The organism is Gluconobacter sp. Gdi (genome assembly GCF_014132155.1).
Lineage (GTDB): Bacteria > Pseudomonadota > Alphaproteobacteria > Acetobacterales > Acetobacteraceae > Gluconobacter.
Genome location: NZ_BLJQ01000001.1, coordinates 679,296 through 702,723, shown reverse-complemented (window position 1 = coordinate 702,723; position 23,428 = coordinate 679,296). Strand labels below are relative to the sequence as shown.

The window sequence follows — 23,428 nt, the reverse complement described above, 5'->3', positions numbered from 1 at the left end:
GTCAGTCCCCGGAGCTGACAGCTGCAATGTCCGGAGCTGCCGGGTTCTTCATGCCAACCGTGTGGTAGCCACAATCCACATGATGGATTTCACCCGTCACGCCGCTGGAGAGGTCGGAGAGCAGGTACATGCCTGAACCGCCAACGTCCTTCAGGGTCACGTTACGCTCCATCGGGGCGTTGAGCTGGTTCCAGCGCAGGATGTAGCGGAAGTCACTGATGCCGTTGGCTGCCAGCGTCATGATCGGTCCTGCGGAGATACCGTTCACGCGGATATCGTCACGGCCGAGATCAGCGGCCATGTAACGCACGGAGGCTTCAAGAGCCGCCTTGGCAACGCCCATGACGTTGTAGTGCGGCATGACGCGCTCGGCACCGAGATAGGTCATGCTCAGGAACGAACCACCAGCATTCATCATGGCAGACGCGCGACGGGCGACGGACACGAAGGAATAGCAGGAAATGTCCATGGCTTGGAGGAAAGCATCACGCGGCGTGTCGATATAACGGCCGCGCAGGTACTGCTTGTCAGCAAAAGCAATGGCGTGAAGCACGAAATCAATCTTGCCCCACTTCTTTTCGATCTCGTCGAACGTGGCGTCGATTGCGGCATCATCGCTGACATCACAGGGCAGGACCAGATCAGAGCCAACGCTTTCTGCCAGCGGACGAACGCGCTTGCCAAGAGCCTCACCCTGATAGGTGAAGGCCAGTTCCGCACCCTGTGCAGCACAGGCACTAGCGATTGCCCACGCGATGGAGTGCTTGTTGGCAACACCCATAATGACACCGCGCTTACCCTTCATGAGGGTGCCGGTCACTGGTGCCGGGATGTTGTCTTCTGTTTCAGACATTGTGGTTTCCTGAATCGCGTTGGCGTGTTAGCGCCGTGGTCGCACAAGAGATGCCAGCAAACAAGAGTAACACGACACTCAATGCCCCTTCGACGGCAGTTTCCAGCCGTAGTGTGGATTTCAGGCCCATGAGGCAGGTCAAGGCATTTGCTCTTCCTTTCTCTATATAGTGCACCCAACGTCATAATTCAGAACCGGAACCTGACAGGGTCTGTTCCGGGTCCCGGACGGAACCGCTATGGTTCTTAAATCGCCCTTTCGGGCCGGCCACGCTGCTTCAGGAGACTTCCATGTCCTCTCTGCCTCTCATCGATCTGACTGCTGATCCGTTCGCACTGTTCGCAGCATGGATGTCAGATGCTGAAGCGTCTGAGCCCAATGATCCCAACGCCATGGCCGTTGCGACATCAACGCCAGACGGTCGCCCTTCCGTCCGCATGCTTCTTCTCAAAGGGGCAGATGAACGCGGGTTTGTCTTCTATACCAACGTGGAGAGCCGCAAGGGTGGCGATCTGCTGGCCAATCCGCATGTCGCCCTGCTGTTCCACTGGAAGTCCCTGCGTCGGCAGATCCGGATCGAAGGACCGGTTACGCAGGTCAGTGACGAAGAAGCAGATGCTTATTTCGCCAGCCGGTCGCCCATGTCCCGGCTGGGGGCGATTGCATCTGACCAGTCACGCCCTCTGGATGAGCGCAGCACCTTTGAAGAGCGCCTGAAGGCCGCAGAAGAAAAATATGGCAATGGCCCTATTCCACGCCCGAACAACTGGACAGGTTTCCGCGTTGCTCCAGACGCCATAGAGTTCTGGCAGGACCGGCCTTTCCGCCTCCATGACCGAGCATTATGGACTCGTGATGGATCTGAATGGAACGTCACGCGTCTTTATCCGTAAAGATAGAGAACACCCTTTTCCCAAGGTGGGGAGCCTTACGTTATGCTTATCGAAATCAAGAACATCCTTCTCCCCCTCACCGGGGCCGACGATCTGGATTCAGTCATGTCGGTGGCCCTGGATTTTGCCCGTCGTTTTGATGCACACCTGTCTGCTGTCGTTGTCGGATCAGACCCGACCGAAGTTGCCACACTCGCTGGCGAAGGCATTTCTGCCGGAATGGTGACGGAAATGATTGATGCGGCGGCCACGGAAGCCCACCGCCGCGCTATCAGGATCCGACACAGCTTCGACAGCTTTGTGCATAATAACGGACTTCGCCGCGTCGAAGCCTCCAAGATCGGCATGTCGATTGGCGGCGGTGTCAGTGCCAGCCTCGAAGTACTGGACGGCACGGAACATGATGCTCTGACATGGCGCTCACGCCTGGCAGACATGACGCTCGTGCCCAATCTCATTTCAGCCACTGACCCGCGCGCATCAGAAACACTGCATGCCATTCTTTTTGACAGCGGGCGTCCTCTGGTCATTGCTCCGCCAATTGCTCCGAAAACAGTAGGCAGCCGCATTGCTATTGCCTGGAACGGAACACCCGAGTCTTCGCTTGCACTCCGCTGCATTCTGCCATGGGCGCATACCGCGGAAGGCGTTCAGGTTTTGACATGCCAGGAATATCAGCGTCGCGGCCCTACGGGCGACGATGTTGTCCGTTATCTGCGTCTGCATGGCATTTCCGCTACGACACGCGCCTGCGACCCCATCAATAAGGATGTCGGTGCCGGCCTGTTGAAGGGGGCTGAAGATTTTGGTGCCGATATGCTGAGCATGGGGGCCTACTCCCACTCCCGTCTTCGCCAGATGATTCTGGGGGGCGTGACCCGTCATATTCTTGAGAACATGAAACTCACGGTTCTCATGAGCCGCTAATCATGCGTCCTTTTCGGGAGTTCTGCGTTGAAACAGTCATCTGACGTCACAACCAGAACCCCGGAAGGACACATTATGATCTCCCGACTTGCTGGCCCAGCTTTTTGCCTGAGTGCTCTGATCGCCATGCCGGTGCATGCCATGGATGTACCGCAAGCGCCGGACATTTCGGCTTTTACACTTCAGGAGCCTGCCAAGCGTCTGGGCCTGCATCTTGTTCCGTCCACGACACTCGGCTCTGGCTACAACACAGCTTTTTACTCCCGCGATCAGCAGACAGGTGCCCTGACGCTCACGACTGACGGCCTCCAGCCAGTCATCCGTGGAAAGGTCGCTCCGGAGACGCTTTTGCGAGAAAATACCGCGTGGTATTTTCAGCAAACGAATTCTGACATGACGGCGACCGTGCACATTGATCAGCTTCCGCGAAATGGAAAAGTGGTCATCGGCCGCCTGGCAAGCACACAGCATCCAGTGGCGGAGCTAAGTGTTCAGGGCGACCGGGTCTTTGCACTCGTGGATAATGGCACATCCAAGCAGAGCGTTGTGGTCGGCACGGTTTATCCGCATCAGACCATTCGCTATGAAATTCACACGTCTCCGAATGGTCTGATGCGCATCATCGTCAACGGAACAGAAAATCACTTCTCATTGCCCTCTGCCGCGATAGCACAGGGTGTATGGTTTGAAGCCGTGGTCGGCGAACAGGGTTGGCATGCGCCAAGTCACGCCGATATGGCCCGGGTAACCTTCACCGGTCTTCAGGTTCATCACGAAGCAGCCTGACAGTCTGTCACAAAGTTTTGCGAGCGCCATCTGACCATGCTACCCGACTGCTCATGATATCGCCCGCTCGCATGATCCATGTCTGGTTAGGTGCCTGTCTGCGCTCCACCCACTGGAATGTCGGAGGCACCAAACAGGCAAGAGCGCTTCTGACGCAAGCTGATCAGGGAACAGTTCTTGCCCTCTGGCACCGTTCCCTGACACTGGCTCCAGCGCTCTGGTTCTGGGCCCGGGCGATCGAACCACGGGTGAAGCTGCGGGTACTGATTTCCCGTAACGCGGATGGACGCCTTATCGCGGATGCTATTCGTCCTTGGGGAATCATTGGCATTCATGGCTCCACGTCCCGCAAAGGGAAGGACAAAGGCGGCGCGGCGGCACTGAGAGTCGCTTTCCGGGAACTGAAGCAGGGTGCCTTTGTCGCCATTACTCCAGATGGACCGCGCGGCCCGGCAGAGGAGGTTCAGCCGGGCATTCTCGTGCTATCGCGGATTTCCAGACGCCCCATTATTCCGCTGGGTATGGCCTGCAACAGCCTTCGTCTGCCCTCGTGGGACGGCCTTACATTTCCACTTCCCTTTGGGCGCGGGTCTGTCGTGGTCGGTGAACCGCTTCTTGAACCGGATACCGAGACGCTCCGTGTTGCACTCAATGCCGTTGCGGAGCAGGCGGAAGCTAACGTCCGCAATCAAAATCTTTCCGTCATGGATCGGTTGTGGGGGGGCGTTGGCAGCCTTCTGGCTCCTGCTCTGACGATCATGCTGCGGGTACGTCTGAAGCGAGGACGGGAGCTGCCAGACCGCCTTCGTGAAAGAATGGGTCTCGGGGGCGGTCATCGCCCTGAAGGTACACTTCTCTGGATACATGCTGCCAGCGTGGGGGAGACCCTGTGTGCGCGACCATTGCTTGATGATCTTCTGGAAAAGCGCCCGGATCTGCATGTCCTGTTCACAACCGCCACGGTGACCGGCGCAGAAATTGTCAGCCGCCATCCGGAATTCGGGCGCCGCGTCTCTCATCGTTTTATTCCTCACGATGTGCCGCGCTGGTTTGGCCGATTTCTCAAACGTTGGAAGCCGGACGGTGCTGTCTTTGTAGAAAGTGAACTCTGGCCCGGCATCATTGCAGCCTGCTACCGCAAGGCTATTCCCGTCATGCTGGTCAACGGTCGCCTCTCGGATCGCTCGGCTCGCCGGTGGAAAAAAGCCTCAAGCCTGACTGGACGCATGTTTTCTCGCCTTTCCTGGGTTGCAGCCCGAGGCCCGGAAGATGCGGCACACTTCCGCTCCCTAGGCACCAAAGCCGTTTATGAAGATGGAGACCTCAAACAGGACGCTCCTCCTCTGTCATGCGACTTCGCTGAATTGGAACGACTTCAGGACGTGATTGGAAATCGTCCGGTTTTCGTCGCGGCTTCGACTCATCCTGGTGAGGAGGAACTGGTGCTGGCCGCAGCAGCGCTTGCCAGAGAAAAACAACCCGACCTTCTGACGATCCTCATCCCCCGGCATCCAAAACGCGGAGAGGAACTGGCTTCGCGCTTCGATCTGCCCCGACGATCCGTTGGGCAGGAGCCGAACAACAAGACACATGGCTGGATTGCCGACACATTAGGGGAACTGGGTCTGTTCTACAGACTCGCAAATTGCTGCTTCCTCGGCAACTCTCTCGCGGGGAAAGGCGGTGGCCATAATCCTTTCGAGCCACTTCGCCTGGGCATTCCAACGGCAACCGGCCCTCTTATGGAAAACTGGCGGGAAGCGGTTAGCCTGCTGCACGATTATCTTCACATCGTTAAGGATATCGATAGTCTGAGCCAGTGGATCACTGAACCTCATGTCACGCCTTCACCCGCAGTGCTTCAGCGCTCCGTGGTGTCCAGACTAAGCCCCCGCATTCTGGAGACACTTGAACGATGAGACTACGGGCTCCGCGATTCTGGTCCGTCCCGAGGGTAGGCCCTGCGGCATTCATGCTGCGCCCTTTGGCAGGAATCGCGACCCGTCTGACCCGTCGCCGCATGACCCGCGAAGGCTATCGAGCCGTAGTCCCGGTACTATGCTGCGGCAACGTGACTGCTGGGGGCACGGGGAAAACACCCCTGACACTGGATCTGGTCCAACGACTGAAAGATCGTGGACATTCTCCCCATATTCTCAGCCGCGGTCATGGTGGCAGAGAGAAAGGGCCGCTGGAGGTCAATCCGGGACGTTCGAGCGCCCGTGATGTTGGCGATGAGCCTCTTCTTCTGGCAAAAGCCGCGCCAACATGGGTCGGAGCAGACCGGGCCCAGACCGCGAGACTGGCGGTTGGCCAAGGCGCTGATTGCCTTGTGATGGATGATGGTTTCCAGAACCCGGGCCTTCACAAGAACCTCTCGGTGCTGGTCGTGGATGGTGTCGTGGGGTTTGGCAATGGACAGGTCATGCCCGCCGGTCCTCTGCGTGAGCCGGTGCTGGATGCTCTGAAGCGTGCGCAGTGTGTGGTCATCATCGGGGAAGACCGTCACGGGCTGCTTCTTACCCTTCCCCCGTTCCTCTTCAAAGCTCAGGCCAGACTGGTTCCGGGCCCTGAAATCCGCGGTCTGCAAGGCCGGAGAGTTGTCGCTTTCGCGGGGATCGGCCGCCCCGATAAATTTTTCATCATGCTGCAGGATGCAGGAGTCTCTCCTGTTCGCTGCCTTCCCTTTCCGGATCATCATGCCTACTCGGCCAATGACATCCAGCGCCTTGAAACGCTGCGTCGGGAATCCGGAACCACGCTCGTGACCACAGCCAAGGATGCGGTCAAACTTCCTCCCGCTTTCCGGGCGCAGGTCACCGTCATCAACGTTGAGCTTCTTTGGGCGGACCCAAAAGCGCCGGACCATATTCTGGATCTTCTGTTCCCTCACTCATGACTTCAATTCCACATCGGGCGGAAGCCCTGCTTGTGCGCGTCCTGCTGGGCTGGCTGCGCATTCTCCCCCCTGCGGCCGCGTCCACACTGGGTGGCTCCGTTGCACGCCATATCGGACCTCTTATTCCCGTCTCCAGAGTGGCCGACCGAAACCTGCAACTGGCCATGCCACAGCTGACCAGGGAAGAGCGGCGCGGTATCGTCAAAGACTGCTGGGAAAACCTGGGGCGCACAGTGGCGGAGTTTCCGCATGTGGGGCGATTGAAACAGAACACGCCGACGGGCCCCGGATGGCGTGTTGAAGGATCAGAATATCTGGAAGCCGCCCGCGCAACAGGGCGCCCGGTCATTTTCTTTTCCGGCCATATTGGCAACTGGGAACTCATGCCCCCGGTCGTCGCACGATTCGGGATGCCCTTTGCCTCTTTCTATCGCGCCGCCAGCAATCCGATTGTAGATTCCATCATACACGCCCTCCGCCGCCGAGCCATGCGCATGGCTGTTCCGATGTTCCCCAAAGGAGCACGTGGAGCACGTTCTGCGCTGAAGCACCTGTCTCACGGCGGGCATTTGGGCGTGCTTGGCGATCAGAAAATGAATGATGGCATCGAAGCCCGTCTTTTTGGCCGCCCTGCCATGACAGCCTCTGCAACCGCCGTGTTTGCTCTGCGGCATAAAGCCTTGATTGTAACCGGACATGTGCACCGCGAAGGGCCTGCCAGACTGGTACTCGTTGTGGATCCCCCCATTGATCCACAGCCTACCGAGAATCGTCAGGCAGATGTCCTGAAGCTGACACAGCAACTCAATGACCGGCTTCAGGAGTGGATAGAGCAGGAGCCCGGCTCATGGCTCTGGCTTCACCGGAGATGGGACAAGGCGCTGTATCGGAATATGACAACAACATGTTGAGCCATGCAATTTTTGCATGGCAGATTTGTCACAGTGGGGAAAGTTTATGTCGCGGAAAGGGGTTTTGGCGTCATTTTAGATTGTGAAAGGGGCCGTTTGGATTTTAGCCTGACCTTATCGCAATCCACGGGCTCCCCCGCCCCGCTCTGATGAGGACTTTCCTGATGGCGCAGGCAACTCCCCTATACGATCTTTCACCCGTTTCGATGGGCGGTAATGTCGTGACGTTGAGGCAGGGTGTTCTCCCTCGTCATCGCGAATATCTGTCGCGGTGGCTGGAAGCCGGAATGCGGATGGGTCTCTTCGATGCAGAAATCACACCGACGGATTCCGGGATCACGAATTTCGATGGAACGACACCCATTGAGCATGTTCTGGTCTGGGTCCGTGAGAACCCGGATCCAGCCTACATGCTCCGCCCGCAAGGGATGCGCTGGGTCCTGATCGATCATCTACGCAATCATGAACTGGGCAGCTATGCCAGCTTCGAACTGGCTCTTCACACCATTCGCCCGGTTCTGCCGCTGGCCGAGACCTACGCAGCCTGATCTGCGCGGTCAGGATCGGCCCTGACACCCCAGTTGGCTTTCAAGAAAAGCCATAAAAAAACACGCGCCAATCGCGATGGACGCGTGTTTCTGTTTCTGAACCAGCAGTATTTTCTCAGCTTGGACGGACCGCAATGTCCCGTGATGCTGGAACAACGATGCGGGCACCTCCGCCACGCTGAATCTGGAAAATAGCCAGCGCGCGAGTGACATGACCGTCAGCGCGCAGGCGGAACAGGCCATCCACACCCATATAGCCGTCCGGACGGGTCAATGCCTGAATAGTCGGGCCACCCTGCTTCATCAGATTTCCGGCAAGAGCGGCGGCATCATAGGCAAAGTCCGTCACGGGTGATGGTGCCTGATGATAAACTGCCTTGTACTGGGCAACATAGCCATTGCGGTCCTTGGCATCCGGCGCAGCATACCAGGCACCATGCAATGCACTGAGTTTGCCATCGAATGCCTTCCAGAGTGCCGGTCCCATGATCTGCACCTGATCCGACGTCACCTGATCAGCACGGAGCGCAGTGATGATGCGTCCCAGCTCTACACCGGTATCTGCCAGCAGAAGAGCGTCAAACGGGGGCGGCGGTATCACCGCAGGAACTGGTGGCTGTGATGTCGGCGTTGTCGAGTCGGCAGGCGAGTCGGCCGTAGGATCGACAGCCGACGGACCTGTCGGGGCGGGTGTTTCTGGTGCGGCCGGCTGGCGATTGGCGATATCTGAAAGGGATTTCAGGCCATCATCGATGGTTTGTGCGTCTGTGGAATGGAAAACAATCTGGGGATCTTTCAGCCCATCATCCCGACAGGCCCGCTGCAATCCTTCTGCCATAGCGTGCCCCAAAGCATTATCCGGCAGGAAGGCGGCAAAATTTTTGCGGCCTGTTGCACGTGCAGCATCCACCATCCGGCGAACCTGCTGCTCTGGCGTCAGCCCCATCACCCAGACGCCAGGACGAGCCTGCGTGGAATCGCTTGTGAACGCCAGCACAGGCTTGCCTGCTGCAACAGCCAGCGGCGCGAGAGCCGCAGTTTCTGTAGCCGTTAGCGGCCCGAGGAGCATGGCATCGCCACGCGTTAAGGCGTCATGGGCAGCCTGAGCTGCGCCACCGGCAGCGTTGCTGTCATGAACGTCCAGCACAGGCGAGCCTTGCGAAGACAGAGCCAGCTTGGCTGCATCACGCATTCGCGCACCGATGGCACCGTAACGTCCCGTCAGAGGGAGGATGAGGCCAACGTCATGCGCGCCGGGAGCCTGACTGGAGCCAGGAATTCCGCCCACGCCTGACGACAGGAAAGAGTTTCCGCCGGAGCAGGCGGTAAGCGTAAGGAAGGTTCCTGCGGCCAGCCCAGTGCTTACACCCTTGCGCAGACGGCTCATCGGTCCAGAATAGACCCTTGAGTTCGTCACCGAGGATGCAGATGTCCGAAAAGTCATGTTCCGCTGAAACTCCCTTGAGCGATACGGCTGAAACGTTAACGGCCGCCCCGCCTTCGGAGCATGGCCCGAGAGTGGGGGGACAACTGATATTGGTTGCGACGCCGATCGGCAACCTGGCCGATATCAGTGAGCGCGCGATTGAAGCCTTGAACAGTGTTGAAGCTATTTTATGCGAAGATACACGCGTTACGGCAAAATTATTGATGTCGCGCAACATCTCCACTCCCACACGAACGCTTCACGATCATAACGAACAGGATCGCGCACCGTTTTTTGTGGAAAAAATGGTGGCTGGTGCCCGCTTCGCCGTGGTGTCAGACGCAGGTACTCCGCTTGTCTCAGACCCAGGCTATCGGCTCGTCCGGGCAGCAATCGCCGCTGACGTCCATGTTACGGCCATCCCAGGCCCAAACGCTGTCATCACGGCTCTGACCCTTTCAGGCCTCCCCCCTCTTCCCTTCATGTTTCTCGGCTTTCCAGCGCCACGAAGCGAAGCCCGCAAGACAGGCTTCGCGACGCTTCGGGCCTCAGAACAGGCTGGCGTTCGTTCCACACTGATCTGGTATGAAGGGCCGCACCGCCTCGTCGAGACACTGGAAGACCTGATCACTGTCTTCGGCCCTGACCGTGAGGCAGCGGTTGGCAGAGAACTAACAAAACGCTTCGAAGAGATGGTGCGGGGAACGTTGGCGGAAGTGCTCGCCCATTTCCAGGAAACCGCACCACGAGGGGAGATCACGCTCCTGATCGGCCCCTCAGCGGAAGACGATAGCGGAGCAGATGATCTGGATACGCATCTCCGCGAAGCGCTGACCAGTCATTCGGTGAAGGATGCGGCCACTCTCGTGGCGGGAATTATCAAACTTCCCAAGCGCACGGTTTATGCCCGCGCACTGGAGCTTTCCCGCGAAACAAAGGACTGAACGTCAGTCCTCAGACTTCGGGAGCGTGAACAGAGATTGGGATACGCTCCCTCCCGTCCTGATATCTGACAGGGCGATGCGCGTTGTTCGGCCCTGAGCATCCACGACTTCCCACCCCAGAAGAGCAAGTGGCGCTTCGGAGAACATGAGGGTCAGATTCCCCTCACCCGGGCTCTCCGTTTTTTCAACCTGAAGGTTGATCTGACCGTTCTTACGCTCGAATCCTGTCACCGTGACATCGCCCGAGAGCTTCAGATCAGGCCGTAGCAGCAAACCGAGGGGAGTACGGTCCAGCGGCATAACTGTTACCTGTCCGACGCTCCGATCCTGAAAAACGACCTTGCCATCATTGGCGACAAGAAGAAGCGGGCTGGGACTGTCATAGTCGAAGCGCATCCGCCCCGGACGATCAAGCGTCGCTGTCCCGGCAACAGCTTTCCCATCTGGTGCAATTTGTTGAAACCGCGCCTGAAGCGTTGTGATCTGCGCCAGCGTATCCTGAACGCGCGCGACCCAGCCCTGATCCACAGGACGGAGTTGCGCGGGAACGGCCTGAGCCATGGCAGGCAGCGGAAGGGCTGCTACGGATATGAAAGCGCTGGCTACAGCCGCGCGGAAGAAAAGACGGTTCATCATGCCTCTGGAACTGCCGATCAGGTCATGGGTTGCAAAAAGCTTCGCACCTGCATTCCATAACGTGTTCCTGCACAAACCGGAAACTGATCGCAGCAGGGCTTAACGCCCTACTCCAATACGTCTGACTTTAGATCGATGCTTCGCGGAACAGCGGCTTCACATTTCCGCCCCATGCACCTTCATACAGGGCAAGCCAGTACTCAGCCTGGTTGGGACCACCATCTGCAATCAGATGCAGCGGGTCCAGGAACTGTGCTTCGTTGCGAACACGGGCACGAAGTCCCTGCTCCGCGAGAGCCACAACGCGCTTTGCCAGCGCTTTCAGGCCCCCGGGGAAGTCAGCCTGCATGCCTTTGGCAGGAACATCCGCACGGAGTTGCTGATAAACCTCCCAAGGCTGTTCCAATACCAGCTTTTCAGCGGCTTCCAATGTTGCGGCATCGTAGAACAAGCCAACCCAGAGCGCAGACTGGGCAACCATCATCTCCGGACGACCGGCGTCCGCGCCACGCATCTCAAGGAACTGCTTGAGGCGCACGTCAGGGAAAACAGTCGTGAGGTGATCCTCAAAATCACCAATAGTCGGCGTCAGACCGTCCAGAGCGGGCTGCGCACTACCTTCCAGCCAACGCCGGAAGGAGCAGCCGCTGGCATCAATGTTTTTCCCGTCCCGAGCGACGAAATACATCGGCACATCCAGCGCCCAGTCCACGTATTTCTCGAAGCTGAAATCTTCTGCAAAGAACAGCGATGGCTGACCTGAACGCTGATTATCGGTATCGGTCCAGATACGGGCGCGATTGGAAAGGAAGCCGTTTGCTTTGCCTTCCACAAAAGGCGAATTCGCGAACAGAGCCGTAGCCAATGGCTGAAGCGCCAGCGATACACGCATCTTGCGAGCCATGTCGGCTTCATCACCGAAGTCCAGATTGACCTGCACAGTGCAGGTCCGCGTCATCATATCCAGGCCCAGCGTGCCAACCTTGGGCATATAACTGCGCATGATGGCGTAACGACTCTTGGGCATCCACGGCATCTCGTCGCGCGCCCAGAGCGGCTGGAAACCAAATGGCAGAAAGCCCAATCCGAGTTCAGCAGCAGGACCGCGGATCAGATCGAAATGCTCCTGCATCTCGCTCTGCGTTTCCTGCAAAGAGACAACCGGCGCACCAGAAAGCTCGAACTGTCCAGCGGGCTCCAGAGAAATGGACCGCCCTTTCTGGCTGTTCTGCCCTGCCAGACCGATCAGCGCCTCACCGTCGTGGATAGGGGCCCAGTCCGGCCCCTCCAGTTTCCGCAGCAGCGCACCAATACCTTTGGGTTCATAAGGCGGCGCTGACAACGGTGTACGCCCATCATCCTGCCCCGGCAGTACAAAGCCGAACTTCTCGTGTTCGGTTCCGATCTTCCATTCGGACCGCGGCTTGGAGCCCCGTTCCAGAACCTCGACGAGTTGCGCCCGATTCTCGATCGTTGCGCTATTAGACGTGCCGGGATTGGACATGGCGGTTTTGCCTCGATTTGCGATCGTTGTTCGATATTGATTGAACTTGTAGCACCTCAGACTGTCCTGTCACCCTCAGGCGCCACGACGCAGTGCAAGTCGCGCCAGTCCGGCGCAGACAGCCGTCTCGGCGCGCAGCACCAACGGCCCCAGTGTCAGTGCATGAACAGCAGGATGCTTCTGAAGCATCGCCACCTCTGGATCGGAAAAGCCACCTTCAGGCCCAATGAGAAGAGCAGATGCGACCAAAGGACCATCCGCCCCGGGACGTCGCTCAAGAGCCGCAAACAGCGGCTTGTCTTCAGGCCATTCCGCAAGAACGGATTTCAAGGGCTCCAGCGGCTGGATTTCGGGAATATCCAGCCGCTCGCATTGTTCAGCAGCTTCACTGGCAATCAGGGCAAGACGGTCGAGGTTCAGGCGGTGCGTGTTGGTTCGTTCGGTTACGACGGGCCGAAAACACGTCACCCCGAGTTCAGTCCCCATCCGAATAACGAGTTCTGTTGCATCCCGCTTGAGGGGCGCAAACAGCAGTTCCACACCCTCTGTGACCTGAGGTGCGCGCTCTCGCGTTCCCAGCCGCACTGTTCCCTTGTCTTTTCGCAAGGTCTGGATGATGGCGTTCCACTCTCCATCGCGCGCATTAAAGACACGTACCGGATCTCCAGGGCTCTGCCGCATGACATTGCCAAGATAGTGGGCCTGACTGGCGGGAAGAGGAAGTTCCAGCCCTTCCGTGAAGGGAACATCCGGCACTTCAAGATAAAGACGGGGATCAGATCGGCTCATCCTTTTCCGATAGCGCGCAACAGCCATTGACGGAAGCGCATCTGCCCCTCATCACGTGCTTTGATGAGTGAAACCCGCCCCCATACCGATATCAGCCTGACAGGCTGGACCGGCCGCCTGCCTGAACCTTGGCGGTCCTACGCACTTTTGGCCCGACTGGATCGCCCAGTTGGGACATGGCTGCTGTTTCTCCCTGGGGTTTGGGGATTGTTCCTTGCACCAGATGCGCCACTCGGACTCCGAATTGTCTACACGGCCCTTTTTGCATTCGGCTCACTCGTTATGCGCTCTGCCGGATGTGTGGTTAATGACATCTGGGACCGCGATATTGATGCCAAGGTTGCTCGAACCGCGGGCCGTCCGCTTGCCAGCGGTGCGCTCTCCCTGAAGCAGGGCCTTAAGCTGCTGGCCTTTTTACTACTGTGCGGTCTGGGCGTTTTGGTGTGTCTGCCGCGCACATGCTGGCTTCTGGCGCCCTTTGCTTTGCTGCTTGTGGCGCTCTACCCCGCGGCGAAACGTGTGACGTGGTGGCCACAACTCGTCATGGGCTTCACGTTCGGTTTTGGTGCGCCCATGGGCTATGCCGCAGCAGGGGGCGGCCTGGATGGAAATGGCGCGCTGCTGTATGGCGCTGTCATCCTTTGGCAGCTTGGCTTCGATACCATCTATGGCTTCCAGGACATGGAAGATGATGCCCGCATCGGTGTTCGCTCCACGTCTCGCCTTATGGAAAAGCGCGCTCAGCCCTTTATTGCCACCTGCTACAGCCTGATGCTTCTGGCGCTGGGACTCGTCGCCATTCATGCCCATCTGCATCTGGGGTTCTGGCTGTTCTTCCTGATTGCAGGTGGCCTCCTTCTCCAGCAGGCCCGCACGCTGAACCCATACGATGCGCCAAACTGCCTGCGACAATTCAAGCAGAACGTTCCAATCGGTTTCCTTCTGGCTCTGGCCTTTATCTGCGGAAGACTTTGAACATCATGTCAGTCAGACTGCAGGACCCCGCGGCATTTATCCGCGAGAATACGGCGGTCGAGACCGCCAGCCTTGTTCCCGAAATTCCCCTGCATCTGGCAACAGACATCACTCCCATCTGGCAGGCCAGCGAAGCCTTCCTCGAAGCGCACGGTATTGAGCCCCCGTTCTGGGCATTTGCATGGCCAGGTAGCCAGCTTATTGCGCGATACATTCTGGATAATCCGCAGCGCGTTGAAGGCAAAAGAGTTCTGGACGTGGCGTGTGGGTGCGGATTAGCCGCCATTGCCGCCGTAAAAGCGGGTGCGTCCACTGCTGCGGCCAATGATATTGACCCTATGGCTCTCGAAGCAACGGCCCTTAACGCTACGCTCAATGCCGTGACAGTAGTGCTTTGTCCGGGCGATCTTGTCGGATCGAAACCGGACTGTGATCTGCTGGTGATCGGAGACGTCTGTTACAACGAGGCTATGGCTGCACGCATCATGCCATGGCTGCTGGAATGTGCCCGGCACTGCGAAGTCTGGCTCTGTGATCCGGGTCGCCATTACGCCCCAAAGCTGGATCTGGACATTCTGATTCAACAGAAAGTCCAGACCACTCAGGAGCTGGAAAGTACCGATCAGCGAACGACGACGCTCTTCAGTCTGCGAGGTATTTCCGCCCAAGACTAAGGGCAGATCCCGTTAGCGCGGCGATCATCGCGCCTCCAAGGCAGATGAACGCTGGATATGGGAAGATCGTGAAAAGAGCTGCAACGAGCAGCGCACCCGTCGTCTGGCCACCCAGCCGAGCGACGGACAGCATGCCGCTGGCCCCACCTTCCCGCCCAGCCGGCGCAGACACCATGATGGCCCGATTGTTGGGTGGCTGGAAAAGCCCGAACCCACATCCAGCCAGAAGGGTTCGCCACGCGATCGCAGCGTTGCTCGCGTCCAAGGGCAACAACCAGAGCAACATAAATCCGAATGCTGTCAGGAGCAGTCCGAGCGAGGACAGAACCGAAGCGGGAAAGCGGTCAGCAATCTTTCCAACGACAAAAGACATCACCGCGACGCCAACAGCCCAAGGCGCAATCAGCAATCCAATCGTGGAATCTCCACGATGAAAAGCCGATGCCAAGGTGAATGGCATGGCGACGATGTAGAGGTTGGACGCTACAAAACCGAGAAACCCGACCAGGCACGCTAACAGAAAAGGCCGCCGCGCCAGAAGATCCACCGGAACAATTGGCTCACGCCGTCCCTTTTGATACCGTAGAAGCAGCCACCAGCAGATGATGCCCGCTCCCGTGAGCAACGATCCTGGTAGAAAATCGCCATGCATCAATCCGTCCAACCCGATGCCGAGCAAAGCGAAGGATGCTACGGTCAGAAAGGAACCCGGAATGTCTGCCTGCGTCTCGCTCCGCGGTGTCTGTGGCAACGCAAAATGGGCCATGACGAGAGCGGCAAGTGCGAGTGGAAGATTGATCCAGAAGATCCAAGGCCACGTTGCGACCGAAAGGACGATCGACCCAATCGTCGGGCCAAGAGCGACGCCAATCCCAACAAACAGACCGTTCAGAGCAATGCCCTTACCAAGCTCTGCATGAGGATAAATGAAGCGTACGAGCGCAATATTTACGCTCATGATGCAGGCGCCACCCACACCTTGAAGGGCGCGTGCCAATGTCAGTTCCAGCAGGTTCTGGGACAGGGCACAGCCAACCGACGTAATGAGGAATAGAAAAATCCCAATCTGGCTCATGCGGGCAAAGCCTACTCGGGAGCCAAAAGACGCGAGTGGGAGCAGACAGGACAGATTGGCGAGCTGATAAGCGTTCACCACCCAGATCGCGCGAGACGACGGCGCATTCAGATCATGGGCAATGGAGGGAAGCGCCACGTTTGCTATGGCGTAATCCAGAACGGAGAGAAGCAGCCCGAGAAGAACGGCTGACATGGCTTTGGCACGCTGGGCTCCGTAGAGCCCAGCGTGCCGTTGAGGGTCGACGCCGAGATCACTCTCATCCGCCGCCTTGGCTTTCATCACGATTTAACGTCCCAGATTTCTAAGTTTCTTGCCCGAAAACAGATTGGCCTCAATCGTCTCCAAAGAAACACCTTTTGTTTCCGGAACCATCATGAGCGTGACGAGAACAAAAAGTCCATTGAACGCTGCAAACATAATGAATGTTGATGCTGCGCCCATAGCCACCATGATCATGGGAAAAGTCTTGGAAATGGCCCAGTTTGCAGCCCAGTTCGTAACCGTTGAGCAGCCAATTCCAAAATCACGTCCGCGCGTTGGCTGAACTTCAGAACACAGCGTCCAGACCAGCGGGCCTTCTCCAATAGCGAATCCGGCGACAAACAACAGAACAAATCCACACAGTGCAATCTGTGCCTCAAAGCTTGAAGCCCCGACCGCCAGCAATGCGCCCACGCCAAGGAGCGCAAACCCTGCAATTGCACAACTTAGAATGAGCAGCGGACGACGCCCCCACTTGTCCACGCAGGCAATGGCAACACCCGTCAGGATCATGTTCGTCAGACCAACGAGTGTCGTGGCCCAGATGGACGCGTTAACCCCGAAATGAGCGGCCTGAAAGACCCGTGGCGCGTAATACAACAGTGCATTGATACCCGTGAGCTGCTGCATGACCTGCAGCAGCATTCCAAGATAGACAGAGCGACGGAAATTGGGGTTGCTCCGGAAAAGACCCAAGCCAGCGTCACTGCTTTTGTGAAGACGAGCCTGGATATCGGCGAGTTCAGCTTCTGCCACTTCTTCGTCAGATCGAAGACTATTGAGCACACGACGCGCATGGTCCTTGCGTCCCTGCATCATCAGCCAACGCGGGCTGTGCGGCAGAATCAGAACAATGCCTAGGAACAGCGTGGCAGGAACGGCCATGATCCCCAGCATCCAGCGCCAATGCTGACCTGTTGCCAGCAGACTGTCAGACACAAAGGCCAGGAAAATCCCGAGCGTGACCATGAGCTGATAGAATGAAATCATGGACCCGCGAGCAGATTCCACCGTGATTTCAGAGATGTAGAGAGGAGCGGCGAACGCAGCCAAGCCGACAGCAAGCCCCAGAAAAACGCGCCCTATAATCAGCACCAGAGCCGAAGGCGCCAGCGCGCACAGTAATGTTCCCACAAGAAACAAAACCGCGGCCACAAGCATGGCTCCTGTCCGGCCATAACGGCTGGAAATCCGTCCAGCGACAAGAGAGCCGAACGCCGCCCCCGCCATCATCGAGGATACGATCCACCCCTGCAAGGCATCACTCGCGTGGAAATCTGTAGCGATAAAGGGCAAGGCGCCAGCAACAACGCCGGTATCGAGACCGAACATCAGGCCAGCGAGAGCGGCCATGATACCCAATGCCGTGGCGCGCGCCGTGCTGCGTTGAGACTCTCCTGAGGAGCCTTCACTGCGAACCGCAGCAATCCCGACCATAATCTGTAATCCTCATCTCTAACTCAGGCCTGACGTAGGGCTTGGCGGCCTTTCTAGGGCCGAACACCATGCACCGCCATAGGCTGGCAGGGGATTAGGTATACGAAAATGGGGAGTTTTGCAGTCCGGTAAAGCGATTTTGTTCCGCTATGCGTTCATTGCATAACGGAACAAAAAAACAGCTCTTACTTGTCCGCGTAAGGATTTGTCGTCCCGCGAAGCTGGATGCGAATGGGCACACCAGGCATATGAAATGTCTCGCGCAGCCCGTTCACCAGATAGCGCTTGTACGCATCAGGCAGCATTTCTGCTCGGGTACCGAAAAGAATGAATGTCGGCGGACGAGCCTTCACCTGCGTCATATAACGCAGCTTGAGGCGGCGTCCATCAACCAGAGGCGGCTGGTGACGGTCCAACATTGCTTCGAACCAACGGTTCAGTTCACCCGTCGTGACGCGCGAATTCCAGACTTCATAGGCCTTACGCACCGCCGGAAGAAGGCGATTAACGCCTGCCCCGGTCAACGCCGAAAACGTTACCACCGGGATGCCACGAACCTGAGCAAGGGACGTCTCGATCCGGTCTGAAATGGCCTGACGTGTGGCAACGCGATCTTCAACAGCGTCCCACTTATTGAGAGCCAGAACGCAGGCGCGGCCTTCCTTCTCAATCAGACGGGCAATTTGAAGATCCTGCTCGTGCACACCCAGTGTGGCATCGATCGTCAGCACGACGACTTCTGCCATTTTCAGCGCTTCGATAGAGGCGGAAACAGACATGCGCTCAAGATGCTGCTCAACGCGGGCACGCTTACGCATCCCTGCCGTATCAACAAGCTTGATCGGACCGTGTTCGTCATGCAAATCGACGGAAATCGAATCGCGGGTCAGACCGGCTTCGGGGCCGGTGATCATCCGCTCTTCACCGAGAAGGCAATTCAGAAGCGTGGATTTGCCTGCATTCGGGCGCCCAACAATCGCCAGATGAAGTGGGCCAGCCGGACGTTCTTCAGGCTCTTCACCCTCTTCCGGCTCCTCGTCACGGCGACGACGGCGCTCCTGCTTCGGCGCACCGGGAAGACGATCGACGATCTCTCCCATGAGGTCACTAATGCCCTCACCATGTTCGGCAGACAGCGCCAGAGGCGTGCCCAAACCCAGCGAGTAGGCCTCAAGTGCGGAATTGGTCCCAGCCTGCCCTTCTGCCTTATTGGCAATCAGCAGAACCGGACGGTTCTGACGACGCAGCCAGTTGGCAAAATGAGCGTCAGTTGGCGTGATACCGGCGCGTGCGTCGATGCAGAACAGCACCAGATCTGCCATGGAGACGGCAGATTCGGATGATGCACGCATACGACCGAACAGCGTGTCCGGCGCAGCTTCTTCGAGGCCCGCCGTATCAATCACACGGATGCGGCGACCACGCATGTGGGCTTCGCCCTCCTTACGGTCACGCGTCACACCGGGCTGATCGGAGACGAGCGCCTGACGACGCCCGACAAGCCGGTTGAAAAGAGTGGATTTCCCGACATTCGGGCGCCCGGCAATAACAACTACGGGCAGATTCTCAGAGGTCATTCGTTCAGCCATAGGCCCGCAGAACAGCATCCTGGGACAGCGTCAGAACCAGACCGTCACAGACGATCGGCTGAACCTGGCATGGAGCCGTGGTTTTACGGGTCGATTCAATTTTGCCGGTTACGGCATCAACAATCACCATGCCTTCCTGCGGCAGGGTAGAGAAACAGACCAGCTTGCCGTTTACGAGCAGAGGCCCCACCCACTGGATGGCGTCCTTCTGCACTTCCTGTCGGCGGAAGCGGCGAAGCTGGGTAATCCAGCGTACGTGGCCGGACAGACGGTCCAGACAGGCAAGCTGCTGATCGGTGGACAGGACAAACATCCAGTCCCCGCAGATTGTCAGGGGCGTCTGGCCACTGACTTCGCGCTCCCACAAGCGACGTCCGGAGCGCATATCCACAGCCACAAGAACGCTGGACATGGAAATGGCATACGCCGTGCCGTCCTTGATGACCGGAGCCCCGCGGATGCAGGAGAAATCCAGCATGGCGCCCATACCGTTGGCACCGCCAAGGCTATCGCTCCACACCATTTCACCGGAAGCCGCACGGAGGGCTACGAGGTCGCCACTGCCGAAGCCTGCCAGAACCACACCATCTACGATAGCCGGGGCAGCCTGACCGAAGATGACGGTGTCCGCACCCGTTGCCTGATACGTCCAGACCTGTCGGCCCGTGGCAGCCTCAAGTGCATAAAGACGCTCGTCAATCGTCCCGAAAACAACAAGACCATCAGAAATCGTAGGAGCAGATCGACCGGGTGTGCCGAGATCGACAGTCCACTTGATCTTGCCGCTGGCAGCATCGACGGCCAATGCCTGCGCAACGCCATCCACAATGTAGAGGGTCTCTCCATCAAGTGCGACGCCGCCACCAATATTGGTAGAGCGGGACTTTCGGGGAGCTGGCTGATGAGACCAGAGCTGCTTCATGCCCGGCCACGTCCACGCCTTCACCACGCCCTGTGCATCCGTGGTGAAAATCCGACCATTTCCGATCACCGGAGGGGACTGAATGGCCCCGCGGCTGTTCGGCATGATCGCCACCATGGACAGGAAGCTCGTCGGGTTCACCTCGGCGCCGATGGAACGGCTCCACTTGAGGTTAGACCCGCTCCAGACGGCATTAACCGCAACATGGTCCGGCGTGCGGTCAGGCTGAAGCCATTCCGTCACGGACTGCGGTGCAGACAGTGTGATGGGCGTATGATCGTCGGGATCGACGGTCAGACCCGCACCAGTGGAAAGCACGTCAACGCGATGGCCAGCCAACATGGGCTTCTCATCATCGTTGAACAGACTGCATCCGCCCATCGCGGTCAGAGCGGCGCCAGAACAGGCAACACGAAGCATCGAGCGGCGGTTCATAGACGCAGAAAAACGGTCAGGACGGCGCATTAACCAGCGTCTCCAAAGGTTTCGAGAAGGGCCTGTGCCCGTGCACGAGCCCCTTCAGGTGCAGATACACTTCCAACAATCTGCGTCAGAAGGCGGCGAGCCTCTTTCTGCTGGTCAGCCGTTGCGTTTGGACGGAGATCCAAAGCGACGAGACCTTCCTGGGCCAGAGCTGACCAAGCGCCACCACTCTGCGCAAGCGCTTCATAGCCGGGACGTAACGTCTTCGGGTCTGCCGTATTGGTCTGAGCATTCAGAACCATGTAACGCGCCATATCCTTCAGGGCAGGCTCGGCGACAGAATCGGAAGAAACACTGTTCCAGGCCTTCAAAGCAGAGGCGAGATCGTGATCCTGCATCTTCAGATCTGCCAGACGCAGCGCTGCATAAGACCGCACGCCAACAGGCCCATGATCTGCCAGATCCTGAAAAACTGTCTCGGCTTTCTGCGTGACAGCCTTGTCGTGCTTGGGATCAGCCAGCGTCTCCAATGTATTGAAATACTGGGCTGATGCAGCCTGCTGGGCCTGCTTCCGGGCGTGATTCTGCCACTCCCAGACACCGCCGCCAATCGCTCCCACGACGACAACACCTGCCACAACAGCACCCCATCGGCGCGCAGCTGCCCGTAGGCGCTGAAGCCGAATTTCTTCGTTCACCTCTGTGATGAAATCGTCCGCCACCTGGTCCCCTGCTGGATCGGTCTTGTAAAGTTCTTGCGGAACCATACAGGCGCCGCACGTTTGCGGCAAACGCTTCGCTTGAGAAGCTGTTACCAAAAGAAACCGGCCACCAATTTAGGGGTTCCTTAACCCCTGCCGGATAATGCTGCCGGACATGAAAAACCCAGCTTTGCTTCTATTGTCAGTTCTAGTCTTTTGCGCGCTCGCCGGGTGCGCGCCGGACCGAATTGCCTCTGCCATCACCGGAAAAGACTGCAATACAGCCTATCTGTATGATGACGAAAGCTTTTGCTCCCGTCCGGTTGGACCACCCCCGCCCCAGCCATACTGCACCACCAGTTTTGAGGGCACGGAATGCTGGGCAAGGCCGGACCTGATGCCGAATGTCGCGCGCCAGACCTATGAAGGCCCGACTTCTCTCACGCCACAACAGAATCAGGTGCGGATGGGCCAGTGAAAACCCGTCAGTGATGGCCGAGCTTACGTCCCGCAGCAGTCAACTCAGAGGAAAGCTTCTGAAAGGATCCTGCGATGTGTGTCTGGACGGCAGCACTGGCAGAATGAATTCGTGAAATTTTCGCGCTGGCTTCCTGGCTGATGGCAGTCTCTTCACGGTTCGCCTGCCCGGAAACGCATGCATTGTAAGCTCGCGCTTCTTTTTCGTAGGCTGTCACACGGTCCACGCTCTCGTTGTACTGGGCAACGGTCCCGGCCTTCACGACTGGAGATTCCGGCTCGGCACCACATTTTGGTGCACTCCAGCCGGATTCGGCGGCTCCTGCTGTTCCAAATGCAAGCGCAGACAGAAGGGACAGACCGCAGAACGCGGCAACGGGGCGAATCATAAAACTCTCTTTCATGGTCGAAGCGTCGCGCGCCCTACGCCTCGATCAAGGCGCAAATTTGGCAAACCGTCCCGTCGCTTCACCAATCACCTCATCATCCTGCATGACTACCGTTCCACGAACGATGGTTGCCATCGGCCAACCCGTCACGTGCGTGCCATCAAATGGTGTCCATCCTGAAGGAGAGACGATCCAGTCGTTAGTGATTTCCCGCTGAGCCTTCATGTCCACAAGAGTGAAATCGGCGTCGAAACCGACAGCCATGCGACCCTTGGTCTGAAGCCCATAGACGCGAGCTGGCCCGGCGGACATCAGATCTACCAGACGCGCCAGAGACAGACGGCCTGCATTCACACGATCAAGCATAACCGGAACAATAGTCTGCACACCTGTCAGACCAGCCGGGCAATTCGGCCATGGGCGTTTCTTTGCGTCCAACGGATGTGGCGCATGATCTGAAGACACAACATCGACACGACCATCCTGAATGGCTTTCCAGCTCGCATCGTAGTGATAGCGATCCCGCAAGGGCGGGTTCATCACGGCAAGGCCACCCAGCTTTTCGTAGCATTCCGGGCCAACCTGCGTGAGGTGATTGACCAAGACTTCAACCGTTGCAACATCCCGGAAATCAGCCATATAGGCGAGCTCTTCCGCTGTAGATGTGTGGAGGATATGAGCAGGACGCCCCGTCTTGCGGGCAATCGCCATGATGCGGCGCGTTCCCAGGAACGCACATTCCACATCCCGCCAGACACTATGTGTGGCGTAAGGCTGGCCTTCATGAAACATCGGCTTACGTGCCTGCAGGCGGTATTCGTCTTCGGAATGAAAACAGACACGACGGTGGCCGGAACGCATGACGGCTTCGATACCTTCGTCGTCCTCGATCATCAGGTTGCCGGTGGAAGACCCAGCGAAAACCTTGATGGCACAAACCCCTGGCTGCTGCTCCAGCATGGCAAGGTCGGGCGTGTTATCACGGGTCGCCCCAATGTACATGCCGACATCAACATGAGCGACCTTGCTGATATGCTCGCGCTTCCAGTCCAACATCGCCTTGTCCGTCACGCTGGGTGAGGTGTTCGGCATGTCAAAAACCGTTGTGACACCGCCCAGAGCCGCCCCGCGCGTTCCGGTTTCAAGGGTTTCCACCGCGGCATTTCCGGGGTCACGCAGGTGAACATGACTATCGATCAGGCCAGGCAGAACATGCAGCCCCGTCGCATCAATGACCCTGTCAGCCTCATCGTCATGTGAAACGGACAAAGAAGCGATGCGGCCGTTTCGGACACCCAGATCGGCCTCCGCTTCTCCCCATGGGAATACACAGCGGCCACCCCGGATAATCAGATCGTAATGCATAGTCTGTCCTTGTTAGTCTGA

At 58.0% G+C, this 23,428-nt stretch carries 23 protein-coding genes; 11 read left to right on the top strand and 12 right to left on the bottom strand.

The genetic code is table 11. The features are described 5' to 3' along the window. Position 1: 1 nt before the first annotated feature. A complete protein-coding gene (fabI, locus tag JN414_RS03190) occupies positions 2–853 on the bottom strand; it encodes an enoyl-ACP reductase FabI (RefSeq protein WP_034881234.1) in 852 nt (283 codons plus the stop codon). Positions 854–1,143: 290 nt separating this feature from the next. On the opposite strand from fabI, the gene pdxH reads away from it, so the two are divergent. The 7 genes from pdxH to JN414_RS03155 all read left to right on the top strand — a co-directional run bounded on the left by pdxH (position 1,144) and on the right by JN414_RS03155 (position 7,817). Further along, the gene (gene pdxH / locus JN414_RS03185; RefSeq protein ID WP_202206646.1) at positions 1,144–1,746 is read left to right on the top strand and encodes a pyridoxamine 5'-phosphate oxidase; all 603 of its coding nucleotides are present in this window, start codon (positions 1,144–1,146) and stop codon (positions 1,744–1,746) included. Between the two features lie 42 nt (positions 1,747–1,788). Continuing rightward, complete coding sequence (locus tag JN414_RS03180) at positions 1,789–2,673, top strand: universal stress protein (RefSeq protein WP_046899585.1); 885 nt, start codon at positions 1,789–1,791, stop codon at positions 2,671–2,673. Positions 2,674–2,748: 75 nt separating this feature from the next. After that, on the top strand, positions 2,749–3,459 hold the full coding sequence (locus JN414_RS03175; protein WP_202206645.1) for a polysaccharide lyase family 7 protein: 711 nt from the start codon (positions 2,749–2,751) through the stop codon (positions 3,457–3,459). Positions 3,460–3,512: 53 nt separating this feature from the next. Then, the gene (locus JN414_RS03170; protein WP_202206644.1) at positions 3,513–5,378 is read left to right on the top strand and encodes a glycosyltransferase N-terminal domain-containing protein; all 1,866 of its coding nucleotides are present in this window, start codon (positions 3,513–3,515) and stop codon (positions 5,376–5,378) included. Continuing rightward, positions 5,375–6,358, top strand: coding sequence for a tetraacyldisaccharide 4'-kinase (lpxK, locus tag JN414_RS03165; RefSeq protein WP_202206643.1), 984 nt, complete (start codon positions 5,375–5,377; stop codon positions 6,356–6,358). The genes JN414_RS03170 and lpxK overlap by 4 nt, the downstream gene beginning before the upstream one ends. Continuing rightward, complete coding sequence (locus JN414_RS03160; RefSeq protein ID WP_202206642.1) at positions 6,355–7,269, top strand: lysophospholipid acyltransferase family protein; 915 nt, start codon at positions 6,355–6,357, stop codon at positions 7,267–7,269. Before lpxK ends, JN414_RS03160 begins: the two co-directional genes overlap by 4 nt. Positions 7,270–7,433: 164 nt before the next feature. After that, a complete protein-coding gene (locus tag JN414_RS03155) occupies positions 7,434–7,817 on the top strand; it encodes a hypothetical protein (RefSeq protein ID WP_202206641.1) in 384 nt (127 codons plus the stop codon). A 115-nt stretch (positions 7,818–7,932) separates the two neighbouring features. Here the strand turns inward: JN414_RS03155 and JN414_RS03150 are convergent, their stop codons facing one another. Beyond that, positions 7,933–9,204, bottom strand: a complete 1,272-nt coding sequence (locus tag JN414_RS03150) for a penicillin-binding protein activator (RefSeq protein WP_202206640.1) — start codon at positions 9,202–9,204, stop codon at positions 7,933–7,935. 149 nt (positions 9,205–9,353) lie between these two features. Here JN414_RS03150 and rsmI point away from each other — a divergent pair, with 149 nt between their 5' ends. Beyond that, the gene (gene rsmI / locus JN414_RS03145) at positions 9,354–10,187 is read left to right on the top strand and encodes a 16S rRNA (cytidine(1402)-2'-O)-methyltransferase (RefSeq protein ID WP_202206801.1); all 834 of its coding nucleotides are present in this window, start codon (positions 9,354–9,356) and stop codon (positions 10,185–10,187) included. A gap of 3 nt (positions 10,188–10,190) precedes the next feature. On the opposite strand, the gene JN414_RS03140 is transcribed toward rsmI, so the two are convergent. From JN414_RS03140 to JN414_RS03130, 3 genes are all read right to left on the bottom strand, one after another. Further along, the gene (locus tag JN414_RS03140) at positions 10,191–10,823 is read right to left on the bottom strand and encodes an outer membrane lipoprotein carrier protein LolA (protein WP_064274045.1); all 633 of its coding nucleotides are present in this window, start codon (positions 10,821–10,823) and stop codon (positions 10,191–10,193) included. A 127-nt stretch (positions 10,824–10,950) separates the two neighbouring features. After that, positions 10,951–12,327, bottom strand: a complete 1,377-nt coding sequence (locus JN414_RS03135) for a glutamate--cysteine ligase (protein WP_099210279.1) — start codon at positions 12,325–12,327, stop codon at positions 10,951–10,953. Between the two features lie 75 nt (positions 12,328–12,402). Beyond that, complete coding sequence (locus JN414_RS03130) at positions 12,403–13,143, bottom strand: 16S rRNA (uracil(1498)-N(3))-methyltransferase (protein ID WP_202206639.1); 741 nt, start codon at positions 13,141–13,143, stop codon at positions 12,403–12,405. A 36-nt stretch (positions 13,144–13,179) separates the two neighbouring features. On the opposite strand from JN414_RS03130, the gene ubiA reads away from it, so the two are divergent. Both ubiA and JN414_RS03120 read left to right on the top strand, forming a co-directional pair. After that, on the top strand, positions 13,180–14,091 hold the full coding sequence (gene ubiA, locus JN414_RS03125) for a 4-hydroxybenzoate octaprenyltransferase (protein WP_202206638.1): 912 nt from the start codon (positions 13,180–13,182) through the stop codon (positions 14,089–14,091). 5 nt (positions 14,092–14,096) lie between these two features. Continuing rightward, entirely contained in the window at positions 14,097–14,765 is a 669-nt protein-coding gene (locus JN414_RS03120; RefSeq protein WP_202206637.1) for a methyltransferase, read from the top strand. Here the strand turns inward: JN414_RS03120 and JN414_RS03115 are convergent. From JN414_RS03115 to JN414_RS03095, 5 genes are all read right to left on the bottom strand, one after another. Beyond that, positions 14,734–16,122 carry an MFS transporter gene (locus JN414_RS03115; protein WP_202206800.1) on the bottom strand — a complete coding sequence of 463 codons (1,389 nt, stop codon included), beginning with the start codon at positions 16,120–16,122 and terminating at the stop codon, positions 14,734–14,736. The two genes, JN414_RS03120 and JN414_RS03115, sit on opposite strands and share 32 nt — an antisense overlap. A gap of 6 nt (positions 16,123–16,128) precedes the next feature. Further along, positions 16,129–17,541, bottom strand: a complete 1,413-nt coding sequence (locus JN414_RS03110) for a sugar porter family MFS transporter (RefSeq protein ID WP_202206636.1) — start codon at positions 17,539–17,541, stop codon at positions 16,129–16,131. A 185-nt stretch (positions 17,542–17,726) separates the two neighbouring features. Continuing rightward, positions 17,727–19,118: a ribosome biogenesis GTPase Der gene (der, locus tag JN414_RS03105; RefSeq protein ID WP_046899857.1), complete on the bottom strand. Its 1,392-nt coding sequence runs from the start codon at positions 19,116–19,118 to the stop codon at positions 17,727–17,729. Between the two features lie 4 nt (positions 19,119–19,122). Further along, positions 19,123–20,517 (bottom strand): PQQ-binding-like beta-propeller repeat protein, encoded by a 1,395-nt coding sequence (locus JN414_RS03100; protein ID WP_202206635.1) that lies wholly within the window; start codon positions 20,515–20,517, stop codon positions 19,123–19,125. After that, the gene (locus tag JN414_RS03095) at positions 20,517–21,197 is read right to left on the bottom strand and encodes a tetratricopeptide repeat protein (protein ID WP_237389844.1); all 681 of its coding nucleotides are present in this window, start codon (positions 21,195–21,197) and stop codon (positions 20,517–20,519) included. The genes JN414_RS03100 and JN414_RS03095 overlap by 1 nt, the downstream gene beginning before the upstream one ends. A 154-nt stretch (positions 21,198–21,351) precedes the next feature. Between JN414_RS03095 and JN414_RS03090 the strand changes: the two genes are divergently transcribed. Further along, positions 21,352–21,654, top strand: a complete 303-nt coding sequence (locus tag JN414_RS03090) for a hypothetical protein (protein ID WP_202206633.1) — start codon at positions 21,352–21,354, stop codon at positions 21,652–21,654. 7 nt (positions 21,655–21,661) lie between these two features. Here the strand turns inward: JN414_RS03090 and JN414_RS03085 are convergent, their stop codons facing one another. Both JN414_RS03085 and JN414_RS03080 read right to left on the bottom strand, forming a co-directional pair. After that, positions 21,662–22,042 (bottom strand): hypothetical protein, encoded by a 381-nt coding sequence (locus JN414_RS03085; protein WP_202206632.1) that lies wholly within the window; start codon positions 22,040–22,042, stop codon positions 21,662–21,664. A gap of 45 nt (positions 22,043–22,087) precedes the next feature. Beyond that, on the bottom strand, positions 22,088–23,407 hold the full coding sequence (locus tag JN414_RS03080) for a dihydroorotase (RefSeq protein WP_202206631.1): 1,320 nt from the start codon (positions 23,405–23,407) through the stop codon (positions 22,088–22,090). Positions 23,408–23,428: the final 21 nt, after the last annotated feature.